We start from the raw sequence: 22582 nt of genomic DNA on the forward strand, positions 1-22582 counted from the left end.
CACGGCGTCGCTCCCCGCTCCCGGTGTCGTTGTCCGTACGTTCTGTCGTCGTCGTACGACAGTGCCCCGGAGTCCAGGCCCGAAAAGGGAGGACCCGGGAAGTGTTCACCGGAATCGTCGAAGAGCTGGGCGAGATCACCGCCGTCGAGAACCTCGATGACGCCTCCCGCTTCCGCGTCCGCGGCCCCGTCGTCACCGAAGGCGCGAAACACGGTGACTCCATCGCCGTCAACGGCGTCTGCCTCACCGTCGTCGAGCACGAGAACGACGAGTTCACCGCCGACGTCATGGCCGAGACCCTCAAGCGCTCCAGCCTCGGCGCGCTCACCACGGGCTCCCGCGTCAACCTCGAACGACCGATGATCGCCGACGGCCGCTTCGGCGGACACGTCGTCCAGGGCCACGTCGACGGCACCGGCGCGATCGTTGAGCGCACCCCCTCCGAGCACTGGGAGATCGTCAAGATCTCGCTGCCGGCCGAGCTGTCGAAGTACGTCGTCGAGAAGGGCTCGATCACCGTCGACGGCGTGAGCCTGACGGTCGTCGAGGCCGCCGACGACTACTTCACCATCAGCCTCATCCCCACCACCCTCGCCCTGACCACGCTCGGCGTGAAGCAGGCCGGGGACCCGGTGAACCTCGAAGTCGACATCATCGCCAAGTACGTCGAGCGGATGCTGACCCAGCAGGAGGCCGGAAAGTGAACTGGCTCAACACCGAGGCCTTCACGATCTTCGGCCAGCACATCCTCTGGACCGACATGATCGGCAACACCGTCGGCCTCATCGCCCTCGCGCTCGGCTGGCGCCGCTCCATATGGACCTGGCCCGCCCAACTCCTCTCCGGCGCCATCCTGCTCACCGCCTTCGCCACCGCCCACCTCTCGGGCAGCGCGGGCAAGCAGCTCGTCGTCATCCTCGTCGCCCTGTACGGCTGGTGGCAGTGGAACCGCGGCAAGGGCCAGGCGCAGGACGGCTCCATCGCCGTCCGCTTCGCGACCTGGCGCGAGCGCGGCTACCTGATCGGCGCCGCGGCCGTCGGCACGCTCGCCGTGGGCGGACTGTTCTCCGCGTTCCCGACGCTGTCCTGGGACCCGTGGCCGGACGCCTACATCTTCGTCGGCACCGTCGTCGCCATGTACGCGCAGGCCCGCGGCATGGTCGAGTTCTGGTTCGCCTGGCTGCTCGTCGACCTCGTCGGCGTCCCCCTGAACTTCGCCAACGGCTTCGCCTTCTCCGGATTCGTCTACGTCATCTACGGCGCGCTCGTCCTGTGGGGCATGCGCGACTGGTGGCTGCGCTCCCGCGCGGCCGCCGCCCCCGCCACCCCGGCCACGGCCATGGAAGGAGCCCGCGCATGAGCACGGCACCCAACCTGTACGAGGTCGAGGACCTCGCCCTCGACCCGGTCGAGATGGCGATCCGCGACATCGCCGCCGGACGGCCCGTCGTGGTCGTCGACGACGAGGACCGGGAGAACGAGGGCGACCTCGTCGTCGCCGCCGAGAAGATCACGCCCGAGATCGTCGCGTTCATGATGAGCGAGTGCCGCGGCCTGATCTGCGCCCCCATGGAGGGCGCCGAGCTCGACCGGCTCGAACTCCCGCAGATGGTCGGCGACAACACCGAGTCGATGAAGACCGCGTTCACCGTCTCCGTCGACGCCTCCGGCGCGCACGGCGTCACGACCGGCATCTCGGCCGCCGACCGCGCCGCCACGCTCCAGCTGCTCGCCTCCGGCGAGAGCGTGCCCGGCGACTTCGTCCGCCCCGGCCACATCTTCCCGCTGCGCGCCAGGGAAGGCGGCGTGCTCGTCCGCGACGGCCACACCGAGGCCGCCGTCGACCTCGCCCGGCTCGCGGGCCTGCGCCCCGCCGGCGCCATCGTCGAGATCGCGGGCGAGGACGGCGTCATGCTGCGGCTGCCCGAGCTGGTCCCGTTCGCCCGCAGGCACGGCCTGACGATCATCTCCATCAAGGACCTGATCGACTACCGCCGCACCTCCGAGCCCACGGTCAAGCGCGAGGCCACCGTCCAACTCCCCACCGCCTTCGGCGAGTTCACGGCCTACGGCTACCGCTCCACGGTCGACGGCGTCGAGCACGTCGCCCTCGTCCACGGCGAGATCGGCGACGGCGAGGAGGTCCTCGCCCGGATCCACTCCGAGTGCCTCACCGGCGACGTCTTCCACTCCCTGCGCTGCGACTGCGGCCCCCAGCTGGAGGAATCGATGCGCCGCATCGTCGACGAGGGCCGCGGCGTCGTCGTCTACCTGCGCGGACACGAGGGCCGCGGCATCGGCCTCGTCTCCAAGCTGCGCGCGTACGAACTCCAGGAGCAGGGCCGCGACACCCTCGACGCCAACCTGGAACTCGGCCTGCCCGCCGACGCCCGCGACTACGCGGCGGGCGCCCAGATCCTCGGCGACCTCGGCGTCCGCAGCCTGCGCCTGATGACCAACAACCCCGACAAGACCGACGCCCTCACCCGCCACGGCCTCAAGGTCACGGCGCGGGAGCCGATGCCGGTCACCGCGGGCGAGCACAATCTGCGCTACCTGCGCACCAAGCGGGACCGCATGGGCCACGACCTGCCGTGGCTCGACGCCTCCGCGGCGTCGGCCTGCAACAACCAGTAGCGGCAACCCAGTAACAACCGACTGTTGATCTACGTACGTACGAGGAGAAGCGCGTGAGCGGCAAGGGTGCACCCGAACTGAGCGTGAAGAACTGCGGCGACCTGCGGGTGGCCGTCATCGCGGCGCAGTGGCACGAGCAGGTCATGGACGGGCTCGTCAACGGCGCGCTGCGCGCCCTGAACGAACTGGGCATCAGCGAGCCCACCGTGCTCCGCGTCCCCGGCAGCTTCGAGCTCCCGGTCGTCGCCAAGGTCCTCGCGGGCCGCGGCTACGACGCGGTCGTCGCGCTCGGCGTCGTCATCCGCGGCGGCACCCCGCACTTCGAGTACGTCTGCCAGGGCGTCACGCAGGGCCTCACCCAGGTCACCGTCGACACCGGCGTCCCCGTCGGCTTCGGCGTCCTGACCTGCGACACCGAGGAGCAGGCGCTCGACAGGGCCGGAATCGAGGGCTCCAGCGAGGACAAGGGACACGAGGCGGTCACCGCGGCCGTCGCCACCGCGACCACGCTCCGCACGATCGCCGAGCCCTGGCGCTGAGGGCCGGTCCGGGACGCGTAAAGTAGACGCCACCATGTCCAATAAGACGTTCGAGGAGCTCTTCACCGAGCTCCAGCACAAGGCAGCCAACGGCGACCCCGCCACGTCCCGCACCGCCGAACTGGTCGACAAGGGCGTCCATGCCATCGGCAAGAAGGTCGTCGAGGAGGCCGCCGAAGTCTGGATGGCCGCCGAGTACGAGAGCGACGACGCCGCGGCGGAGGAGATCTCGCAGCTCCTCTACCACGTGCAGGTGATGATGGTCGCCCGCGGCATCTCCCTCGACGACGTGTACGCGCACCTTTAGACCCGCGTACGCCTCGCCCCATCCCCAACTCCCCACCTACGCAAAGGAATCCGCCCTCATGCTGCGCATCGCCGTCCCCAACAAGGGTTCACTCTCAGGGCCTGCGTCGGACATGCTGCATGAGGCCGGATACCGGCAGCGCAAGGAGTCCAAGGAACTCGTCACGGTCGACCCGGACAACGAGGTCGAGTTCTTCTACCTGCGCCCCAAGGACATCGCGATCTACGTGTCCTCGGGCAAGCTCGACATCGGCATCACCGGCGAGGACCTGCTGATCGACTCCGGCGCCAAGGCCGAGACGATCCTGCCGCTCGGCTTCGCCCGCTCCACCTTCCGCTTCGCCTCGCGCCCCGGCGCGGTCAAGGACATCGCCGGCCTCGCCGGGAAGACGATCGCGACCTCCTACGAGGGCATCGTCGCCCGCTACCTCGCCGAGCGCGGCGTGGACGCCAACGTCGTGCACCTCGACGGCGCCGTCGAGACCGCCATCGAACTCGGTGTCGCCGAGGCGATCGCCGACGTCGTCGAGACCGGCACGTCGCTGCGCAACGCCGGCCTGGAGGTCTTCGGCGAGCCGATCATGCGCTCCGAGGCCTGCGTGATCCGCCGCGAGGGCGAGGGCACGGACGACCCCAAGGTGCAGCAGTTCCTCCGCCGCCTCCAGGGCGTCCTCGTCGCCCGGACGTACGTGATGATGGACTACGACTGCCGCGCCGAACACCTCGAAAAGGCCGTCGCCCTCACGCCCGGCCTCGAATCGCCCACGGTCTCCCCGCTCCACAACGAGGGCTGGGTCGCGGTCCGCGCCATGGTCCCGGCCAAGGGCGCCCAGCGCATCATGGACGACCTGTACGCCCTCGGCGCGCGGGCCATCCTCACCACGGCCATCCACGCCTGCCGCCTCTGAGGACCCTCGTCATGTCCGAGCCCCCTGCCCTCCCGGTCACGTTCCGCCCGTCCCGCACCCGCGCCATCCTGCACGCCCTCGGCGCGGCGTCCTTCGTCGTGATCACGATCGTCGCGCTGCTCCTCGCGGGCCTGAGCCCGGGCGAGAAGGCCAGCTTCGTCTTCACCGGCGCCCTGTTCTGGGCAGTCCTGTGGCTCCTCGCCCGACCGAAGGTCGTCGCCGACACCGAGGGCGTCACGGTGGTGAACGTCGCCCGCAGCCGCCGCCTCTCCTGGGCCGAAATCGTCCGCGTCAACCTCCGCCCCGGCGACCCCTGGGTCTTCCTCGACCTCACCGACGGCACCAGTCTGGCCGCCATGGGCATCCAACCCGGCATCGCCAAACAATCCGCCATCCGCGACGCCAAGGCGCTCCGCGCCCTGACGGAATCGGCGACCCACTCAAGCCCCGCCGGCGATTGAGGAGCGGGGTCCGGGGTAGCGCCCCGAGACGCCACCCCCGTTGCCGGTGACTCCGAGTCCCCGGCTTGATTAATCTGGTGGCGGGGCGAGCCACACGCGCCGCCCCGCCCGTGCCCCGCCACCCCGGCGGAGCCAAGGGCTCCTGCTAACCGAGGAGTGACTCCCTCCAGCGATGGACGGATCGTCCGGTAGTACCTGCGCCGCCCCCTCCCGACATAGCGCCCCCCAGGCGCACACGTCCCCGGAGGCGGCGGCATGACCATCCCGTTGCTGCTCCTTGCGGCCGCCTTCCTCCTGATCCTCGCCAACGGCTTCTTCGTCGCGGCCGAATTCGGCCTCGTCACCGTGGAACGCCCCGACGCCGAGAAGGCCGCGGCCGCGGGCGACAAACGCGCCCGCACCGTGGTCAACGCCCTCAAGCAGCTCTCCTTCCAGCTCTCCGGCACCCAACTCGGCATCACCATCACCTCCCTGGTCGTCGGCATGCTCGCCGAACCGGCCCTGGCCCAGCTCCTGAACGCCCCCTTCACCGCCGTCGGCCTCCCCGAAGGCGCCGTCGGCGGCATCTCGGTCGTCGTCGGCATGCTCCTGGCCTCCGCCGTGCAAATGGTGATCGGCGAACTCGTACCGAAGAACTGGGCGGTGTCGAAGCCCCTCCAGGTGGCCCGCTTCGTGGCCGGCCCCCAGCACGCCTTCTCCCGCCTGTTCCGCCCGGTGATCGCCCTGCTGAACGCGGTGGCGAACCGAATCGTCCGCGCCCTCGGCGTCGAGCCCGCCGACGAGCTCGCTTCTGCCCGCACCCCCGGCGAACTCGTCTCCCTGGCCCGGCACTCCGCGCAGGCGGGCGCCCTCGAACAGGACACGGCCGACCTCTTCGTACGCACGCTGTCCCTCGCCGAACTCACCGCGCAGCACGTCATGACGCCGCGCGTGAAGGTCAGCGCGCTGCAGGCGTCCGCGACCGCCGAGGACGTGGTCAACCTGACGCGCGCCACCGGCCTGTCCCGCTTCCCGGTCTACCGGGAGCGGATCGACGAGATCATCGGCATGGTCCACCTCAAGGACGCCCTCGCGAAGCCCGCGCACGAGCGCCTCCGCACACCGGTGAGCCGCATCGCGCAACCGCCCCTCCTCGTCCCCGAGACCCTCCCCGTGCAACCCCTCCTCGCCCGCCTCCGCAGCGAGCAGCCGATCGCCGTCGTCGTCGACGAGTACGGCGGCACGGCCGGGGTCGTCACCCTGGAGGACATCGTGGAGGAACTGGTCGGCGAGGTCCGCGACGAACACGACGGCCTCGACCTCCCGGAGCTGGCCACCGCCCCGCCCGAGGACGGCCGCCCCGCCTGGGACGCCGACGGCGGCTGCCGCGTCGACATCCTGCGCCGCATCGGCCTGGACGTCCCCGAGGGCCCGTACGAGACGGTGGCCGGCCTCGTCGCCGACCTCCTGGGCCGCATCCCGGCCCCCGGCGACAGGGCAGAACTCCCCGGCTGGCGCCTCTCGGTGCGCGCCGTCGACCACTACCGGGCGGAACGCGTCCGGCTCGTGAAGACCGCCGACGCCCCCACGCCCGTCCTGGAGGCGGCCCGATGAGCGCCCTGCAACTCGTCTTCGCCGGCCTGCTGGTCCTGGCGAACGGCTTCTTCGTAGGAGCGGAGTTCGCGCTGGTCTCGGTCCGCCGCAGCCAGATCGAACCCATCCCCGGCAAACGCGCCAAACAGGTCCTGTACGGCCTCGAACACCTGCCACAGATGATGGCGGCGGCCCAATTCGGTATCACCGTCTGCTCCTTGACCCTGGGAGCGGTCGCAGAACCGACGGTCGCCCACCTCCTGGAGCCCGTCTTCGAGGCGGCCCACGTCCCGCACGGCATGATCCACCCGCTCGGGTACGTGATCGCGCTCGCGGCCGTCGTCTTCTTCCACCTCGTCATCGGCGAGATGGTGCCGAAGAACCTGGCGATGGCCGCGCCCGAGAAGACGGCGCTGTGGTTCAGCCCCGGCCTCGTCGCCTTCGCCCGCCTCTGCAAGCCGGTGACGGCGGCGCTCGGCGCCTGCTCCCGCCTCATCCTGCGCCTCTTCCGGGTCGACCCGAAGGACGAGGTGGAGGCGGTCTTCACCAGCGAACAACTCAACCGCCTCGTAGAGGACTCGGGCCAGGCGGGCCTCCTCGCGCCCGAGGAGCAAGAACGCCTCGAAGACGCCCTCGAACTGGGCTCGCACCCGGTGACGGACGTCCTGATCGACAAGGCGTCCCTGGTCACGGTCGGCCCTTCGGTCACCCCGGCCGAAATCATCGAGTTGACTGCCCGCACCGGGTACTCCCGCTTCCCCCTCTGCTCCGACGACGGCGCCTTCATGGGCTACCTGCACGTCAAGGACGTCCTCGACCTCATCGAAGGCCCTGACACGGACCGCGCGGTCCCGCAACAACTCTGGCGCCCCATGGCCACCCTCCGCGCCGAACTCCCCCTGGACGACGCCCTGACGGTGATGCGCCGCGCCGCCACCCACCTCGCCCAGGTCGCCGACGCCTCCGGCCGCGTCCTCGGCCTCGTCGCCCTGGAAGACGTCCTCGAACTCCTCGTAGGCGAAGTCAAAGACCCCACCCACCGCACCCCCGACCCCCCACGCGTCCCCCCGGCCCGCACCCGTGAGGAGGCCCTGGCGTAACCAGATCAAGCCTTGGCGGCCGCCGATCCATTCAAGCCTTGGCGGCGGCCGATCCATTCAAGCCTCGGCGGCGGGTGACTATTTTCAGCCCCTGCGGCGATTGAGCAGCGGGGCCCGGGGCAGAGCCCCGCGACGCCAACCCCGGCGCCGCCGAACGGAACGGAGGGGCCGCCCCACCCCGACGGATCAACCGCCGGACGGCCCCCGGCCCGACAACACCTCCCCATACGCCTGCATAAGATCCGGCAACCGCAACGTCGCCAAGTCATCCCTCGTGGGCTCAACCGTGTACCCGGTCAACCGCAAATCGCGATACGCACACGACTTCTCGTACAGCGTCCGCAGGAACCTCCCGTTGCCCAACTCGTCGATCCACCCCTGATCGACCACATGCCCGGCGATGGACCGCAACTCGTCCAACGCCTCCTCGTCCCACACATCCCCGTTCTCCCCGGCCAACACCTCACCGATCGACGTGAGTTCGAGCGGCCGGTACGACGGAAAGTCGACCCGCGTCGTGAACCGCGACGACAGCCCGGGATTCGCCGCGAGCAGCCGGTCCATCCCCTCCGGGTACCCGGCGAGAATGACAACAAGATGGTCCCGGTTGTCCTCCGCCCGCTTCAACAACACCTGAAGCGCCTCGTCCCCGTACGCGTCGCCCTTCCCGTAACCGGAATTGGACAACGCATACGCCTCATCGACGAACAGCACCCCACCCAAAGCCGAGTCGATCAACTCATTCGCCTTGACCGCCGTCTGCCCCAAATACTCGCCGACCAGATCCGCCCGCTGCGCCTCCACCAGGTGGTCCCCGCCCAGCAGCCCCAGCGCGTAGAACACCCGCCCAAGGATCCGCGCCACGGTCGTCTTCCCCGTCCCCGAAGGCCCGGAGAAGACGAAGTGCCGCTTCGGCGGCTGCACCGGAAGCCCCTGCCCGGACCGCAACCGCGCCATGTTCAATTGCGCGGACAGCGCCTTCACTTGACGCTTCACGGGTTCGAGCCCCACCATCCGCTCCAGCTCGGTGAGCGCCTCCTCCAGGAGCACCGGATCCGTACTGGAGGCCGGCGGCGGCGCGGGCACCGGCACCACGGCCTTCTCCCGCACCATGTCGGCATCGTCCGAAGCCACCCCGGAGCCCGCACCCGAACCCGCCCCACCCGGCGCCGACAGCCCCGGATCGGACACCTTCAGCCCCCGCCCGTCGCTCTCGTACAGCGGATCGCCCGGGTCCCCGTCGAGCCCGTCCTGATACCCCGTCATGGTCAGCGTCGTGAGGTCGGCCCCGTCGCCGAACTCCCCGTACCCGTCCGCCTCGGCGATCGCCGCGAGCCGCGCGGAGGTGTCCATGAACGCCGGGTCGACCCGGTGCACCGCCCGGTACAGGGGGAGCGCCGCCGCCGAACGCCCGGTGCCCTCATGGGCCCTGGCCAGCCAGTAGCGCAACTCCTTGCGCTGCGGCTGCTCGCTGCGGCAGCGCATCAGGGCCGAGGAGAGCAGCGGCTCCGCCTGCCCGTACATCTCAAGGCGCACCCGCGCCATGCCGCCGAAGAGGCCCGCCTCGATGCCGAGCATCGCGTCGTCGGTCAACGGGTCGGTGTGCCGGACCAGTTGCTCCCAGTCCTTCACGAGGTACGAGCGGCAGGCGTGCAGGAACCGCACCTGCGGGTCCGCGTCGAACGGCGGCAGGGTGGCCAGCGCCCGGTCCAGGTCCGGGACATGGCGCCCGTCCAGCCAGTGCGAGGCGTGCGCGAGCAGCAGATCGCGCGGGTGCTCGAGCACCGGCTGCACCCACCAGCCCAGCCAGTACCAGGAGTTGAGCGTGCGCCGGTGCCGGGCGCGCTGCTCCCCGAACCGGTCGCGGTGCCGGAACATGCGCAGCAGCGAAGTCGTCGTGTCGACGCGCAGCGCGTGCAGCCCGAGCCAGCCGTCGGCCATCCCCGGATCCATCCGTACCGCCGCGCGGAATTCGTCCTCCGCCTGCGGATAGGCGCCCATGGTGTAGGCGTCGACGCCTCGCAGCCAGGCGAGGTCGGCCGGTCCGGCCTGTGCACCGGTGCCGAAGTCCATCACGTCCCCCACAAACCGTGCCCCCGATGAACCGCTCTGTCGAACCGTTCTGTGAACCGCTCTGTCATGGACGGGAGTTGTCACGATGCGGACAGCGAGCCGTCCGTAGGCCGCACCGAGGGCATCGTACCTGCGGGGGTCAGGTGGGCCGTAGGGCGCGGGTCGGTCGGATCGGGGTCCGAAAGGGGGGATTCGGTGCAGGTGAGCGCCGTGTCGAATGGTGACCCAGGGTGAGCGAAGTGCGCCTCGGTGCGCTCGGGAAGGGGCATTGCGGGCAGAACGAAGCCCCCGATCACGGGGGAACAACCGGGGGCTTCGCGTCTGGAGGCGGCCCCGCAAGGCCGCACATTCAGAACGTAAGTCCTGTACGGCCCCTCGGTCAAGCAGAGTTGGGGCTCTCGTGCAAAGTGGCGGAAGGCTGTTTCCAGAGGTTCACCGCACCGCTGGCGGTTCATCACGGTGCGTGACGGCTGGCTTTGAGGGTTGGCGTCCACCGGGCCCTTCCCGCACCTCGTACCCCTCTGGACACTCGCGTACCAAAAGATGTGCGAAGGGGAAGGACGGGTTCTCTTCGAAGTGCTTTCGCTCCGCTGGGATCCAGCCGTCCCAGAACTCCCGCTGCGCCTCGCCGTCCCGCGCCCGCCCGCGCGCCCACGCCGCCTCGCGCGGCATGTCGAGCCACAGCAACACCGCGAGTTCCGGCCGCAGTTCGGCCCTTCCCGCCCCCACGCCCTCGATCAGGGCGACGTCCGCGGGCGGCAGTTCGGCCACGTCGGTGTAGCGGCGGGCGTGCCAGTCGTACGTCTCGTAGCGCGCGGCCTCGGCGCGGGAGAGCGGGTCGACGACCTGCGTGCGCAGCCGCTCGGTCCAGGCGAAGAGGGCGTCGTGGCTCGCGATGTCGTCGAGCCGCAGCACGGGCGCCCCGCCGAGCGCCTCCGCGAGCCGCACCGCGAGCGTCGACTTGCCGGAACCCGCGTGCCCGTCGACGCCGACGAGCCGCGTGCGGCCGCAGGAGGGCGGCAGCCGGCGGATCCGCCCGGCCAGCTCGGACAGGGGCACATGGTGGTAGCTCACGGCCGCAAGGGTACGACGCGGCCCGGATCGGTTTCGCGCGCGCCGCCGCAGGTCATGCCAGTGGTGAAGACCAATATTGGTGCGGCGGCGCGGGCCCGGAACGCTGGTGGAAATCCCGCCTCTGCGGCCATAGTTGGCGCACTCCTCCACACCAGTTCGACCCGTCGACCGAGGGATCAGCCGATGACCCGACCCGAAAGCGCGTCCCCCCTCTCCCGCAGAACCCTGCTCGCGGCGGCCGCGGGCGCCGCGCTCGCCACGACGGCCGCCGCGGTCCCCGCGCACGCCTCCGGCAACTCCCAGAACGCCACCCGGCCCGCGCAGAAGAAGGCGGCGCCCCGCCTCGTGGACAACCGCACCTGGACGTCGTACGCCGACTGGCTCTCCGGCACCGCGAACGGCACGCGCGCCCTCGACGGCGAGCGCCCCGGCGTGACGATCGCCGCGCCCGCGGGCACACGGACGTACACCGATCCGCACCTCCACAAGAAGGCCGACTGGGAGTACGCCGAGTGGCTCTCCCCGGTTCATGCGCTCTCCGTACCCGCCACGGAGGTCGTCGCGTCCTGGAACGCGCGCACCCCCAAGGGCACCTGGATCCAGATCGAGCTCCAGGGCACGTACACGGACGGCGCCGAGACGCCGTGGTACGTGATGGGCCGCTGGACGGCGGGCGACGACGAGAGCGCCGACATCCGCCGCACCTCGGTGGACGACCAGTCCGACGGGAAGTCGAGCATCTGGACGGACACGTTCTCCATCGACGACACCGCCTCCGGCCTTCGCCTCGTCTCGTACCGGCTGCGGCTCACGCTGCTGCGCGCGCCGGGCTCCAAGGCGTCGCCCACGGTGTGGCGGCTCGGCGCCATGGGCTCGGACATCCCGGACCGCTTCACGGTGCCCGCGTCCGCGCCGGGGCTCGTCAAGGAGTTGAAGGTCCCGCGCTACTCGCAGAACATCCACGTCGGCCAGTACCCCGAGTACGACAACGGCGGCGAGGCCTGGTGCAGTCCCACGTCCTCGCAGATGATCATCGAGTACTGGGGCCGCAGGCCGACGGCCGAGCAGCTGGCCTGGGTCGACCCGTCCTTCGCCGACCCACAGGTCTGCCACGCGGCACGTTATACGTATGACTACCAGTACGAGGGTTGCGGCAACTGGCCGTTCAACGCGGCGTACGCGGCGACGTACAAGGACATGCAGGGCGTCGTCACCCGTCTCGCCTCCCTGAAGGACCTGGAGACGCTGATCGCGGCCGGCATCCCGGCCATAACGTCCCAGTCGTTCCTCAAGTCGGAGCTGACCGGAGCGGGCTACGGCACGTCGGGACACCTGATGACGGTCATCGGCTTCACCGCCGACGGCGATGTGATCGCCAACGACCCGGCCTCGCCCAGCGACGAGGCGGTCCGCCGCGTCTACAACAGGCGCGAGTGGGAGAACATCTGGCTGCGCACCAAGCGCTACAACGCCGACGGCAAGGTCGTCTCCGGCACGGGCGGCGTCTGCTACCTGTACTTCCCGGCCCAGCCGACCGACAGGCAGCGCAAGGCGCTGGCGGCGGTGGGCGTGCGCTGACCGCGCACCGATGAGCCGGACCGCCCACCGCGGTCTCCTTACGTAGAGACGCTCTACGTAAGGAGACCGCGATGCGGCAGCGCAACACCAACGACCCCGCCCTCCGCGCACTCGCCCCGCTCGTCGGCGACTGGCACCAGTGGGCGCTCCCCGGCGGGTCCACGCGCATCGGGCCGATCCCCACCTCGTACGCCTGGACACCGGACGGCGGCTTCCTCGTGCAGCGCGCCGACCTCCCGCCGGACCTCGTCCTCCCGGAGGGCTGGCGCGAACACCACCCGTTCCCGACCGTCGCCTACATCGGGTACGACGACGCGGCCGGGCACTTCACGATGCTCTACGCCGACGGGCGCGGCGTCTCCCGCGCGTACGGGCTGAGCCTGACCGAGGGCGAGCTGCGGATCTGGCGGTCAGCGCCCGACTTCCACCAGCGCTTCTCCGCCCGCTTCGACGCCTCGGGCGACACCCTCACGGGGGCCTGGGAGGCGTCGAAGGACGGAGAGGCGTGGCACACGGACTTCGGGGTGGTGTACGAGCGGGTCGGCGGCCGGTGACGGCCGGGGTCAGCCGGTGACGACCGGGTTGACCACCCAGTCCGGGTGGCCGGGCATCGGCGGCGTCTTGGAGCCGTACAGCCAGGGACGCAGGAAGTCCGACAGGTCGTGGCCCGCGACCTTCGAGGCGAGCGCGATGTAGTCGGCCGTGGACGCGGTCTTCCCCCGGTACTGCGTGACCCACGCCCGCTCGATCCTCCCGAAGGTCTCCGCGCCGACCTGCGCGCGCAGCGCGTACAGGACGAGCGCCGAGCCGTCGTAGCGCATGCGCTTGAAGAGGTTCGGCTCGGTGGGCTCGGCGGGCGCGCCGTAGTCGTGGCGCCACTGGTCGTGGTTCTCGTAGGCCGTCTTCATGGCGGCCTCGAAGCTGTCGCCGCCGTGCTCCTCGGAGTACCAGCGCTCGTAGAAGCGGGCGTGGCCCTCGCTGAGCCACAGGTCGGACCACGTGGCGATGCCGACGCTGTCGCCGAGCCACTGGTGGGCCAGCTCGTGCACGAGATTGCGCTCGGCGTCGACCTTGGTGCCGAGCAGGTCCGCCTTCGGGACGAGCGACAGCGTCTGCGTCTCCAGGGCGACGCCGAGGTCCGTGTCGCCGACGAGGACGCCGTACCGGTTGAAGGGGTACGGGCCCAACTTCTCCCGCAGCCACGCCAAATGGTCGGGCGTGAGGTCGCGGTACTGCTTCGTCGGCGCGACGAGGTCGTCCGGCACGACATCGCGCAGCGGCAGCCCGTCGGGGCCCGTGCCGTCGATCAACTGGAACTTACCAATGGCCAGTTGGACCAGCTGCGTCGCGAGCGGCTGCTCGGAGTCGTACGTCCAGCGGACCCGCCCGTCGCCCTGCTCGGCGCGGTCCACGAGGCGCCCGTTCGCGACGGCCGTCCGGTCGGCGGGGGTCGTCACGCGGAACGTGATGGGGGCACGCCGGCTCGGGTGGTCGTTCGACGGGAAGATCATCTTGGCGCCGTTGGGCTGCGGGTACAGGACCGTGCCGTCCGGCGTCGGGATCCAGCCGTAGTCCTCGATCGCGTCGTCGCGGTGCCGCACCTGCGTCGGGTCGGCGGTGTACCTGACCCGCACGGTGAAGGAACTGCCCTTGGGTATCGCGGACTTGGGCGTGACGATCAGCTCGTCGCCCTCGCGCCTGGTCTGCGCGGCGCTCCCGTTCACGGTCACCGAGCGCAGCTCGTTCCCCGCGAAGTCGAGGTCGAAGCGGGAGAGCGCCTGGGTGGCGGTGGCCTTGACGGTGGTCGCGGCGGCGAACGGGGTGCGCGGCGCCTGCCAGTCGAAGTCGAGCGTGTAATGGCGCACCGTGTAGCCGCCGTTGCCGTCGAGCGGGAACATCGGGTCGCCGAGGCCCGCGGCGCCCGGCGTCGGGGTCTCGGTCGCCGCCCGGGAGACGGCTGCCGGGCCGGTCAGCGCCGCGGTGACGGTGATCGCGGCGGCGAGGGCGAGACGGGTTCTGCGGCGGGGTGTCCGGTACGTACTGAGCGGGCTCATCGGGAACCTTCCGGTCGGACGGAACGCGTCGCAATATGGGACGCGTCACAGCGCGGCCCGGTTGTACGTGACCAAGCTCTCGGCCGCGCGGCGGCGATCCGGTGGCATGGTGGAGAAGGCGCCGGAGGGGGTCCGGGCGCCGCCGGGGGAGCCAGGACCAGCACCGCGACCCGAGCGAGACACCCATGACCGCAAGCTCTGCCACCGCCGCTTCCGCCGCCGCCCCTCGCGCCCGCACCGGCGGCCCCGACGACAACGGGCCCAAGATCCTCGAACACGTCCTGGGCTGGACCTTCGTCGTGGTCCTCGCGATGCTCGTCACCCAGCTCGGCTGGATGTGACCGAGGCGTCTGCCATACTGCGGCATCCGCCAGGAGTCCGAGACCAGGGCCGCACGTGAACACCAGCGACACCAGCGACACAAGCGACACCAGCCACCAGCGGGCCGCGCACGGCACCGACCGCTCCACCGCCCGCCGCGCCGAACTCATCGCCATCGGCCGCAAGTTGTTCGCCGACACGTCCTACGACGCGCTGTCCATGGACGACATCGCACAGCACGCGCGCGTGGCCAAGGGGCTGATCTACTACTACTTCAAGTCCAAGCGCGGCTACTACCTGGCGATCATCGAGGAGTCCGTCGGCGAACTCGTCGACGGCGCGAGCAGCGTCGGCGACCTGGCCCCCGTCGAGCGCGTGCACCGCACCGTGGACGGCTATCTGCGCTACGCGGAGCGGAACCAGGCGGCGTACCGCACGATCGTCACGGGCGGCGTCGGCTTCGACGCCCAGGTGCAGGCCATCAGGGACGGGGTGCGCGACGCGCTGATCGACACCATCGCCAGGGCCGCGTACGGGACGCCCGAGGTGCCGCGCCTGGCGCGGACGGCGCTGCTCGGCTGGCTGTGCGGCGTGGAGGGCATCACGCTCGACTGGATCGGCCACCAGGAGCTCGACCGGGGCCGGGTGCGCGCCCTGTTGGTCCGCACCCTCGGTCATACCCTGCGCGTGATCGAGGAGTTCGAGCCCTCGTACCCCGCGCCGGTGCTCCCCTGACCCGTACGGGACAGGGGAGCACCATGGCGCTTGCCGTTCGGGCTAGTTGATCGCCTTGATCAGCTCGCCGCCCGAGGTGTCACCGGACAGCTCCCAGAAGAAGGTGCCGCCCAGGCCCTGTTGATTCTTGTAGTCCATCTTCCCGGCGATGGTCTGCGGGGTGTCGTAGCTCCACCAGTTGTTCCCGCAGCGCGCGTACGCGGTGCCGCCGACGGTGCCGGTGGCCGGGCACTTGCTCTTCAGCTCCTTGTAGTCGTCGATGCCCTGCTCGTACTTGCCGGCCGCGGGCCCGGTCGCCGTGCCGCCGGGCGCGTCCTGCGTGACGCCGGTCCAGCCGCGTCCGTAGAACCCGATCCCGAGCAGCAGCTTGGACGCGGGCACGCCCATCTCCTTGAGCTTCGCGATGGTGGCCGAGGAGTGCCAACTCGCCTTCGGAATCCCGTCGTACGAGGTGAGCGGCGAGTGCGGCGCCGTCGGCCCCTGCGCGTCCCAGGCGCCGAAGAAGTCGTACGTCATCGGGTTGTACCAGTCGACGTACTGGGCGGCGCCCGCGTAGTCGGCGGCGTCCAGCTTGCCGCCCTCGGAGGCGTCGGCCGGGATGGCGGAGGTGATCAGGTAGTCGCCGCCGAACTTCGAACGCAGCGCCGCCATCAGGTTCTTGTACGCCTCGCGCCCGCTGGTGTCACAGGTGAGGCCGCAGGCGTTCGGGTACTCCCAGTCGATGTCGATGCCGTCGAAGACATCGGCCCACTTCGAGTTCTCGACCAGGTCGTAGCAGGACTGGGCGAACGCGGCCGGGTCCTTGGCCGCCTCGCCGAACCCGCCGGACCAGGTCCAACCACCGAAGGACCAGAGGATCTTGAGGTCCGGGTGCTTCTTCTTCAGCTTGAGCAGCTGGTTGAAGTTGCCGCGCAGCGGCTGGTCCCAGGTGTCGGCGACACCGTCCACGGACTGGTCCGCGGTGTACGCCTTGTCGGTCGCGGCGTAGGAGTCGCCCATCGCGCACTTGCCGCCCTGGACGTTCCCGAAGGCGTAGTTGATGTGCGTGAGCTTGTCGGCCGACCCCGAGGTGTCGACGTTCTTGACGTGGTAGTTCCGGTCGTAGACACCCCACTCGGTGAAGTATCCGACGACCTTCGAACCGGCCGCCTTCGGTGCGGCGTCGGCCTGTTGCTGTGCGGTGGCGCTGCCCGCGCCGGCCAGCAGTCCCGCGCCGAGAACGGCGCAACACGCGGCGGAGAAGAGGGCCTTGAAGCCCCTGCGGGGGAGGTGCGGTCTGAGCATCGTGTCTCCTCGTGGGGGAGGGGAGCGTGGGGTTCGTGCTGTGGACCTGCGCGCCGCACATTAGAAGGACTAGACCAGTGGGGTCAATGGTCCGAACCAATTTCGGCGCCGTCTGGAGTCTCGGAGGGGGCGCGAAAAAACTTTGGAGTAAGCGGTCGTTAACTAGTGACGAGGCGCTCCGTTTCGGGAATACTCAACACGCCGCAGCCGCGTGGTCTGCGCTTTCCGTGATCCGGAGGGGCAGCATCGGCTCGGCAGTGACCACCCGGCGCCGCCCGCCCACCCGGCGGTCGTCGCCGCAGTGCCCGCCCAGGGAGGAGAGCGTCGCCATGCCGGAGCCAGGAGTCGAGCGCCAACTGCCGACGGACGAAGCTCAGGATCTGCTGCGGCTCGTCCGCGACATCGCGCGGCGTGAGATCGCCCCGCACACGGCCGAGGACGAGGAAGCGGGCCGCTTCCCGCGCGAGACCTTCGGGCTCCTCTCCGACGCGGGACTGCTCGGACTGCCGTACGACGCCGAGTTCGGCGGCGGCGAGCAGCCGTACGAGGTCTATCTCCAGGTCCTCGAAGAGCTCGCGGCCGCCCGCCTCACGGTCGGCCTCGGCGTCAGCGTGCACTCGCTTGCCTGCCACGCCCTCGCCAACTTCGGCACGAAGGAGCAGCGCGCCGAGCACCTGCCCGACATGCTGGGCGGCGGCCTGCTCGGCGCCTACTGCCTCTCCGAACCGGCTTCCGGCTCCGACGCGGCCTCCCTTCGTACGAAGGCGGTGCGCGACGGCGACGACTGGGTGCTCACGGGCACGAAGGCCTGGATCACCCACGGCGGCATCGCGGACTTCTACACGGTGTTGGCCCGCACCGGCGGCGAGGGCGCGCACGGCATCACGGCGTTCCTGGTGCCCGGGGGCGCGGCGGGCCTGAGCGCGGCGCTGCCCGAGAAGAAGATGGGCATGAAGGGCTCACCCACCGCCCAGATCCACTTCGACGGGGTGCGGGTGAGCGACGCGCGCCGCATCGGGGACGAGGGGCAGGGCTTCCAGATCGCCCTCTCCGCGCTCGACTCGGGCCGGCTCGGCATCGCGGCCTGCGCGGTCGGCGTCGCGCAGGCCGCGCTCGACGCGGCGGTGGATTACGCCAAGGGGCGCGCCCAGTTCGGCCGGCCCATCGCCGACTTCCAGGGGCTGCGCTTCATGCTCGCGGACATGGCCACTCAGATAGAGGCGGGCCGCGCCCTGTACTTGTCGGCGGCCCGGCTGCGGGACGCGGAGCGCCCCTTCTCCAAGCAGGCCGCCATGGCGAAGCTGCTGTGCACGGACGCCGCGATGAAGGTCACCACGGACGCGGTGCAGGTCCTCGGGGGGTACGGCTACACGGCCGACTTCCCGGCGGAGCGCCTGATGCGCGAGGCGAAGGTGCTCCAGATCGTCGAGGGCACCAATCAGATCCAGCGCATGGTCATCGCCCGTCACCTGGCCGGTCCTGAATCGCGCTGAACTGCCCGGTGCGCACGGTGGGCGCGATCAGCCGCGCCCACTCCGGGTCCGCACGCCCCGGCAGCGTCCTGCCGCGTTCGGTCCACGCGGTGACCATCGCCTGGTAGATCGGCGGGTTGTGGGGGCGGGGCTGGGGCGGTTGGGGCTGCGGGAGTGGCTGCGGCTGCCGCCGGGGGAGCGGTTGCGGTCCTGCGGCCTGTGGGGCCGGGGGTGTTGAGCGGGTCTGCCCGGTCTGTCCGGGCTGCCCGGTCTGCTGTGACTGTGGATCCTGCGTCTGTTGCTGGGGCTGCTGAGTCTGCTGGCCGTGCTGGCCGTGCTGGCCGTGCTCGCCCTGCTGAACCGATTCTGCGGCTGCGGTTACCGGTACGAGGATGCGCCTGCGTCGTCCCGTGGGCGCAGGTGCCGAGGTCTGCGTCGTGGTCATGCCCGTTCAACGAAAGGGGGACGATCGGGGTCACTGGTTGACGAATTCGAGCGTCAGTTCACGACATACCCGTACGCGTGGCATGGGCCGGTCGAACGTCTGGCCAGCCGAGCCGAGCTGACGTACCGTCAACTCCGCCGCCGGGCAGGCCGCACCCCTCCGGGCGACGTCAACCGCCGTGCTCCCAGGGAGGTTTGCCGTGTCCGCAGCCGAGGCCGCCGATCGTCCCGTCGCCTTCGACGAGTGGCCCGTCCATCAGGTGCCGCTGTCGATGAAGCACGTAGCGACCAGCGACCGCAACGCCTACGACCGCTGCATCTTCCATCTCGTCGACCCCGGGGGCCAGTTCCTGCTCATCCTCGGCCTCGGCGTCTATCCGAACCTGGGCGTGATCGACGCCTACGCCACCCTCCGCGTCGGCGACACCCTGCACGCGGTCCGCGCCTCCGACGCCCTGAGCGAGGACTCGCGGATGAACATGCGGGTCGGCCCGCTGAAGATCATGGTCGAGCGCCCGCTCAAGAACTTCATCCTCAGCTGCGCCGTCGACCCGGACGACCCCGACGGGCTCTCGTACGAGATCAATTGGACCGCCGGCTTCCCGGCCCTGTGGGAACCGCACCACACCCAGCGCAGGGGCGCGCGGCTCACCCTGGAGGGCAAGCGGTTCGTGCAGGCCGGGCAGTGCGACGGATGGCTGCGGGTCGGGGGCCGGGAGATCCGGGTGGGCGGCTGGACCGGTACCCGGGACCGGAGTTGGGGTGTGCGGCCGGTGCCGGGGGAGGAGGGCGGCCGGCTCGCGCAGGAGTACCCCACGGAGGGCTTCCACTGGATCTGGTCGCCGATCCGGTTCCACGACCGCTTCCTCATGGTGATCACCCAGGAGGACGCCGACGGCTACCGCACCCTCAACGACGCCACCGTCGTACGCGAGGGCCACCGCGACCGCCAACTCGGCTGGCCGCAGACCGACATCACGTACCGCCCCGGCACCCGCCACCCCGAGAGCGCGGTCATCCACCTCGTCGACCCCGCCGACCGCAAACCACTCGAGGTCGGCGTCGAGATCCTCGCCTCCTCCCCGCTCGCCGTCGGTGCGGGCTATCCACCCGCCGACGACTGGCAGCACGGCACCTGGCGCGGCCGCGACTGGCTGGACCGGCGCACGTACGACCTGTCGGACCCGGCGGCCCACCCGCGCGCCGCGTACGGAGTCATCGACCACGCGGCCCGCTTCACCCTCGACGGGCAGGTCGGGTACGGCATCTTCGAGCACGGCAGTTTCGGCCGGCACGACCCGAGCGGCTTCACGGGCTTCGACTCGGTGGCTCCTGGCCCGGTGGACCCCGGCCACTCCTCGTAACCATCCTTCACGGACAGGGAGTTCGGCGATGGCGACAGCGCCCCGACAGCCCAGGCCCCGCACGTCCACCCGCGAGCCCGAGGAGATCGCCCGGCGGCTGACCGCCTGGCTGGGGCGGCGCCTTCCGGGGGCGAAGGCGGTGAACGTGACCGTTCCCGAGTCCAACGGCATGTCGAGCGAGACCCTGCTCTTCGACATCGAGCACCCCGAACCGCCCGTACGCGCCTGCGCGTTGCGGCTCGCCGCTGACCCTTCGGCGTACACGATCTTCCCGGTGTACGACATGCCGCGCCAGTACCGCACGATGCGCCTGGCGGCCGAGCACACCGGGCTCCCGGTGCCGCGCGTGCTGTGGCTGGAGGAGGACGAAGGCCCGCTCGGCGCCCCGTTCTTCGTCATGGAACGCGTCGCGGGCCGCGTACCGCCCGACGTCATGCCCTATACGTACGAGGGCAATTGGCTGCACGCGGCGACCGACGACGAACGCGAACGCCTGGAGGACGCCAGCATCCGGGTCCTCGCACGGCTGCACGACGGCGTGCCGACGCCCGGGGCGGACTTCCTGGAACTGCCCGGCGAAGGCAGCCCCCTACGCCGACACGTGGACGCCCAACGCACGTACTACGCCTGGGTGGTGGAGGGCCGCAGCCCCTCACCCCTCATCGAGTCGGCCTTCGAACGCCTGGAGGCGCTGTGGCCGCGGCAGGAGGGCCCCGCGGTCTTCAACTGGGGCGACGCCCGCATCGGAAACATCATCTACACCCACGACGGATTCGAGCCCGCCGCCGTCCTCGACTGGGAAATGGCCTCGCTCGCCCCGCGCGAGGTCGACCTCGGCTGGACGGTGTACCTGCACCGCTTCTTCCAGGACCTGACGGAGACCTTCGGCCAGCACGGCCTGCCGGACTTCCTGCGCCGCGACCGCGTCGAGGCCCGCTACGCCCAACTCACCGGCCACACACCGCGCGACATGGACTTCTACACGCTCTACGCGGCCCTGCGGCACGCCGTCGTGATGCTCCGCGTCGCCTACCGGCAGATCCACTTCGGCGAGGCCACCGTACCGGCGGACCCGGACACACTGATCCTGCACCACGACAGTCTGCGGGCCATGGTGCGGGGCAGTTACTGGGCCGACAAGCGCCGCGGAGCGTGAGCCGCGGAGCGTGAACGGTCAGGCGGCGACGCTGCGAGCGGGCTGCTCCTGCTCCGGAACCCGGATGGGCCGCGAACCGGGGCCACCGACGTGCGAGAACGGCTGCGTACGCCAGTCGAGCCCCTGAGGGAGCGTCAACAGGAGGGCGGCGTCCTGCTCCTGAGCGCCCGCCAGGTCGCCGGTGGGCAGCGCCTCGGTGACGGCCCGGCCGCTGCCGACGCAGACGGTGAGCCCGAACGGGTCCCACGGCGACGTCACATGGGCGTGCTCCGGCAGCACGTCCTCCTCCGCGAGGAGGGCGATGGCCTTGCCGCAGTCCGGGCAGGCCACCCGGTACATCTCGAACGTCTCGTACCCGTCGCCCTCGCCGTCGGCCCCGTCCCGCTCGAAGGCGTCGGGATCGACACCCTCCGGCTGGGGCTCGGCGATCGCCTGCTGGCGGCCGCGCGCGCCAGGACGTCCGGAACGCTTCACACTCTGCATGGGATTCTCCCCCTCGGGTGGGCCGGCCGCGGATGTCCATGGTGGCGGCCTCGGCCACAGCAAGCATTGCCCGCCCGCTCGTCGAGGTAATCACCCCATGCCGATGGACACGGCCAGAGGCCTGTGGTGTTCGTCACATGTCGAATGGACTTGCCCGTCCGGCGGTAGACGTATCGCCCATCTCGTTCCTTCAGGTATCCGAGAGGATCAAGGGACCGGTAGGTTCAGCGGCATGGAGGAGCTCGACCGACAGATTGTGCAGCTGCTCGTCAAGGACGGGCGGATGAGCTACACCGACCTGGGCAAGGCCACGGGCCTGTCCACGTCCGCCGTGCACCAGCGGGTGCGCCGCCTCGAACAGCGCGGCGTGATCCGTGGCTACGCCGCGGTCGTCGACCCGGAGTCGGTCGGCCTGCCGCTGACCGCGTTCATCTCGGTGAAACCGTTCGACCCGAGCGCCCCCGACGACATCGCGGAACGCCTCGCGGGCGTCCCGGAGATCGAGGCGTGCCACAGCGTGGCCGGCGACGAGAACTACATCCTCAAGGTCCGCGTCGAAACCCCCCACGAACTCGAAAACCTCCTCGCCCGCGTCCGCTCCCTGGCAGGCGTCTCCACGCGCACGACGGTAGTCCTCTCCACCCCGTACGAGGCCCGCCCCCCACGCATCTAGCCACCCCGGGCCCCTCAACGACGACTCGCGCCGCGCCGGATGGGGAGCGCTTCCCACCACCTCGGGCCGGTGGGGCATCCCATCACCTCGGGCCGGAGGCGCCCCATCACCTCGGGCCGGTGGCGTCCCACCACCTCGGGCAACCCGTACGTCTCGGCCCGGTTCGTGCTTCTTGGCCTGGCCCCTGTGTCTCGGCCCAGCTCTTGCCTCATGGCCCGATCCCTGGCTCTTGGCCCGATCTCTGCTTCCTCGCCCAGCTCCCACCCTCCCGTTCCCTCCAGGGGCTCCCGCTCGCAGCAGGCGCGCCCCGGGTCCCCACTCGTTGCGGCCGACCGCCACCCGCCTTGA

General features: G+C 70.6%; 23 protein-coding genes. 17 read left to right on the forward strand and 6 right to left on the reverse strand.

The features are described 5' to 3' along the window. Positions 1-101 precede the first annotated feature (101 nt). From RBJ65_RS34525 to RBJ65_RS34565, 9 genes are all read left to right on the forward strand, one after another. Positions 102-704: a riboflavin synthase gene (locus tag RBJ65_RS34525; RefSeq protein WP_306320697.1), complete on the forward strand. Its 603-nt coding sequence runs from the start codon at positions 102-104 to the stop codon at positions 702-704. After that, complete coding sequence (locus tag RBJ65_RS34530) at positions 701-1360, forward strand: nicotinamide mononucleotide transporter family protein (protein ID WP_306320698.1); 660 nt, start codon at positions 701-703, stop codon at positions 1358-1360. The genes RBJ65_RS34525 and RBJ65_RS34530 overlap by 4 nt, the downstream gene beginning before the upstream one ends. Then, positions 1357-2637: a bifunctional 3,4-dihydroxy-2-butanone-4-phosphate synthase/GTP cyclohydrolase II gene (locus RBJ65_RS34535; RefSeq protein ID WP_306320699.1), complete on the forward strand. Its 1281-nt coding sequence runs from the start codon at positions 1357-1359 to the stop codon at positions 2635-2637. Before RBJ65_RS34530 ends, RBJ65_RS34535 begins: the two co-directional genes overlap by 4 nt. Positions 2638-2690: 53 nt before the next feature. Continuing rightward, positions 2691-3176, forward strand: a complete 486-nt coding sequence (gene ribH / locus RBJ65_RS34540) for a 6,7-dimethyl-8-ribityllumazine synthase (protein WP_306320700.1) — start codon at positions 2691-2693, stop codon at positions 3174-3176. A 34-nt stretch (positions 3177-3210) separates the two neighbouring features. Continuing rightward, positions 3211-3483 carry a phosphoribosyl-ATP diphosphatase gene (locus RBJ65_RS34545; protein ID WP_306320701.1) on the forward strand — a complete coding sequence of 91 codons (273 nt, stop codon included), beginning with the start codon at positions 3211-3213 and terminating at the stop codon, positions 3481-3483. A 58-nt stretch (positions 3484-3541) separates the two neighbouring features. Then, entirely contained in the window at positions 3542-4390 is an 849-nt protein-coding gene (gene hisG / locus RBJ65_RS34550; RefSeq protein WP_306320702.1) for an ATP phosphoribosyltransferase, read from the forward strand. An 11-nt stretch (positions 4391-4401) separates the two neighbouring features. After that, a complete protein-coding gene (locus RBJ65_RS34555; protein ID WP_306320703.1) occupies positions 4402-4851 on the forward strand; it encodes a PH domain-containing protein in 450 nt (149 codons plus the stop codon). A gap of 255 nt (positions 4852-5106) precedes the next feature. Further along, positions 5107-6444 carry a hemolysin family protein gene (locus RBJ65_RS34560; protein WP_306320704.1) on the forward strand — a complete coding sequence of 446 codons (1338 nt, stop codon included), beginning with the start codon at positions 5107-5109 and terminating at the stop codon, positions 6442-6444. Next, positions 6441-7523, forward strand: a complete 1083-nt coding sequence (locus RBJ65_RS34565) for a hemolysin family protein (RefSeq protein ID WP_306320705.1) — start codon at positions 6441-6443, stop codon at positions 7521-7523. Before RBJ65_RS34560 ends, RBJ65_RS34565 begins: the two co-directional genes overlap by 4 nt. 186 nt (positions 7524-7709) lie before the next feature. On the opposite strand, the gene RBJ65_RS34570 is transcribed toward RBJ65_RS34565, so the two are convergent. Continuing rightward, positions 7710-9596, reverse strand: coding sequence for an AAA family ATPase (locus tag RBJ65_RS34570; protein ID WP_306320706.1), 1887 nt, complete (start codon positions 9594-9596; stop codon positions 7710-7712). A gap of 432 nt (positions 9597-10028) precedes the next feature. Continuing rightward, on the reverse strand, positions 10029-10670 hold the full coding sequence (locus RBJ65_RS34575; protein WP_306320707.1) for a uridine kinase: 642 nt from the start codon (positions 10668-10670) through the stop codon (positions 10029-10031). Positions 10671-10853: 183 nt separating this feature from the next. Between RBJ65_RS34575 and RBJ65_RS34580 the strand changes: the two genes are divergently transcribed. Together RBJ65_RS34580 and RBJ65_RS34585 are read left to right on the forward strand one after the other, a co-directional pair. After that, the gene (locus RBJ65_RS34580; protein ID WP_306320708.1) at positions 10854-12248 is read left to right on the forward strand and encodes a peptidase C39 family protein; all 1395 of its coding nucleotides are present in this window, start codon (positions 10854-10856) and stop codon (positions 12246-12248) included. A 71-nt stretch (positions 12249-12319) separates the two neighbouring features. Then, entirely contained in the window at positions 12320-12802 is a 483-nt protein-coding gene (locus tag RBJ65_RS34585; RefSeq protein WP_306320709.1) for a hypothetical protein, read from the forward strand. 9 nt (positions 12803-12811) lie between these two features. Here RBJ65_RS34585 and RBJ65_RS34590 read toward each other — a convergent pair whose 3' ends face one another. Continuing rightward, a complete protein-coding gene (locus RBJ65_RS34590) occupies positions 12812-14302 on the reverse strand; it encodes a M1 family metallopeptidase (RefSeq protein WP_306320710.1) in 1491 nt (496 codons plus the stop codon). 185 nt (positions 14303-14487) lie between these two features. On the opposite strand from RBJ65_RS34590, the gene RBJ65_RS34595 reads away from it, so the two are divergent. Both RBJ65_RS34595 and RBJ65_RS34600 read left to right on the forward strand, forming a co-directional pair. Then, positions 14488-14643 carry an SCO1431 family membrane protein gene (locus RBJ65_RS34595; protein WP_306320711.1) on the forward strand — a complete coding sequence of 52 codons (156 nt, stop codon included), beginning with the start codon at positions 14488-14490 and terminating at the stop codon, positions 14641-14643. 55 nt (positions 14644-14698) lie between these two features. After that, on the forward strand, positions 14699-15358 hold the full coding sequence (locus RBJ65_RS34600) for a TetR/AcrR family transcriptional regulator (protein ID WP_306320712.1): 660 nt from the start codon (positions 14699-14701) through the stop codon (positions 15356-15358). Between the two features lie 42 nt (positions 15359-15400). On the opposite strand, the gene RBJ65_RS34605 is transcribed toward RBJ65_RS34600, so the two are convergent. Next, positions 15401-16642 (reverse strand): glycoside hydrolase family 18 protein, encoded by a 1242-nt coding sequence (locus RBJ65_RS34605; RefSeq protein WP_306320713.1) that lies wholly within the window; start codon positions 16640-16642, stop codon positions 15401-15403. A gap of 329 nt (positions 16643-16971) precedes the next feature. Here RBJ65_RS34605 and RBJ65_RS34610 point away from each other — a divergent pair, with 329 nt between their 5' ends. Next, on the forward strand, positions 16972-18135 hold the full coding sequence (locus tag RBJ65_RS34610; protein ID WP_306320714.1) for an acyl-CoA dehydrogenase family protein: 1164 nt from the start codon (positions 16972-16974) through the stop codon (positions 18133-18135). Here the strand turns inward: RBJ65_RS34610 and RBJ65_RS34615 are convergent. After that, positions 18098-18559, reverse strand: a complete 462-nt coding sequence (locus RBJ65_RS34615; protein ID WP_306320715.1) for a hypothetical protein — start codon at positions 18557-18559, stop codon at positions 18098-18100. The two genes, RBJ65_RS34610 and RBJ65_RS34615, sit on opposite strands and share 38 nt — an antisense overlap. Positions 18560-18830: 271 nt before the next feature. On the opposite strand from RBJ65_RS34615, the gene RBJ65_RS34620 reads away from it, so the two are divergent. After that, positions 18831-19922, forward strand: coding sequence for a hypothetical protein (locus RBJ65_RS34620; RefSeq protein WP_306320737.1), 1092 nt, complete (start codon positions 18831-18833; stop codon positions 19920-19922). A gap of 28 nt (positions 19923-19950) precedes the next feature. Next, positions 19951-21078 carry a phosphotransferase family protein gene (locus RBJ65_RS34625; protein WP_306320716.1) on the forward strand — a complete coding sequence of 376 codons (1128 nt, stop codon included), beginning with the start codon at positions 19951-19953 and terminating at the stop codon, positions 21076-21078. A gap of 18 nt (positions 21079-21096) precedes the next feature. Here the strand turns inward: RBJ65_RS34625 and RBJ65_RS34630 are convergent, their stop codons facing one another. Next, complete coding sequence (locus RBJ65_RS34630) at positions 21097-21561, reverse strand: hypothetical protein (protein WP_306320717.1); 465 nt, start codon at positions 21559-21561, stop codon at positions 21097-21099. Between the two features lie 232 nt (positions 21562-21793). Here RBJ65_RS34630 and RBJ65_RS34635 point away from each other — a divergent pair, with 232 nt between their 5' ends. Further along, positions 21794-22234, forward strand: a complete 441-nt coding sequence (locus RBJ65_RS34635) for an Lrp/AsnC family transcriptional regulator (RefSeq protein ID WP_161306038.1) — start codon at positions 21794-21796, stop codon at positions 22232-22234. Positions 22235-22582 lie beyond the last annotated feature (348 nt).

This window comes from Streptomyces sp. KL109B (assembly GCF_030766935.1).
In the GTDB taxonomy this organism is placed as follows: Bacteria; Actinomycetota; Actinomycetes; order Streptomycetales; family Streptomycetaceae; genus Streptomyces.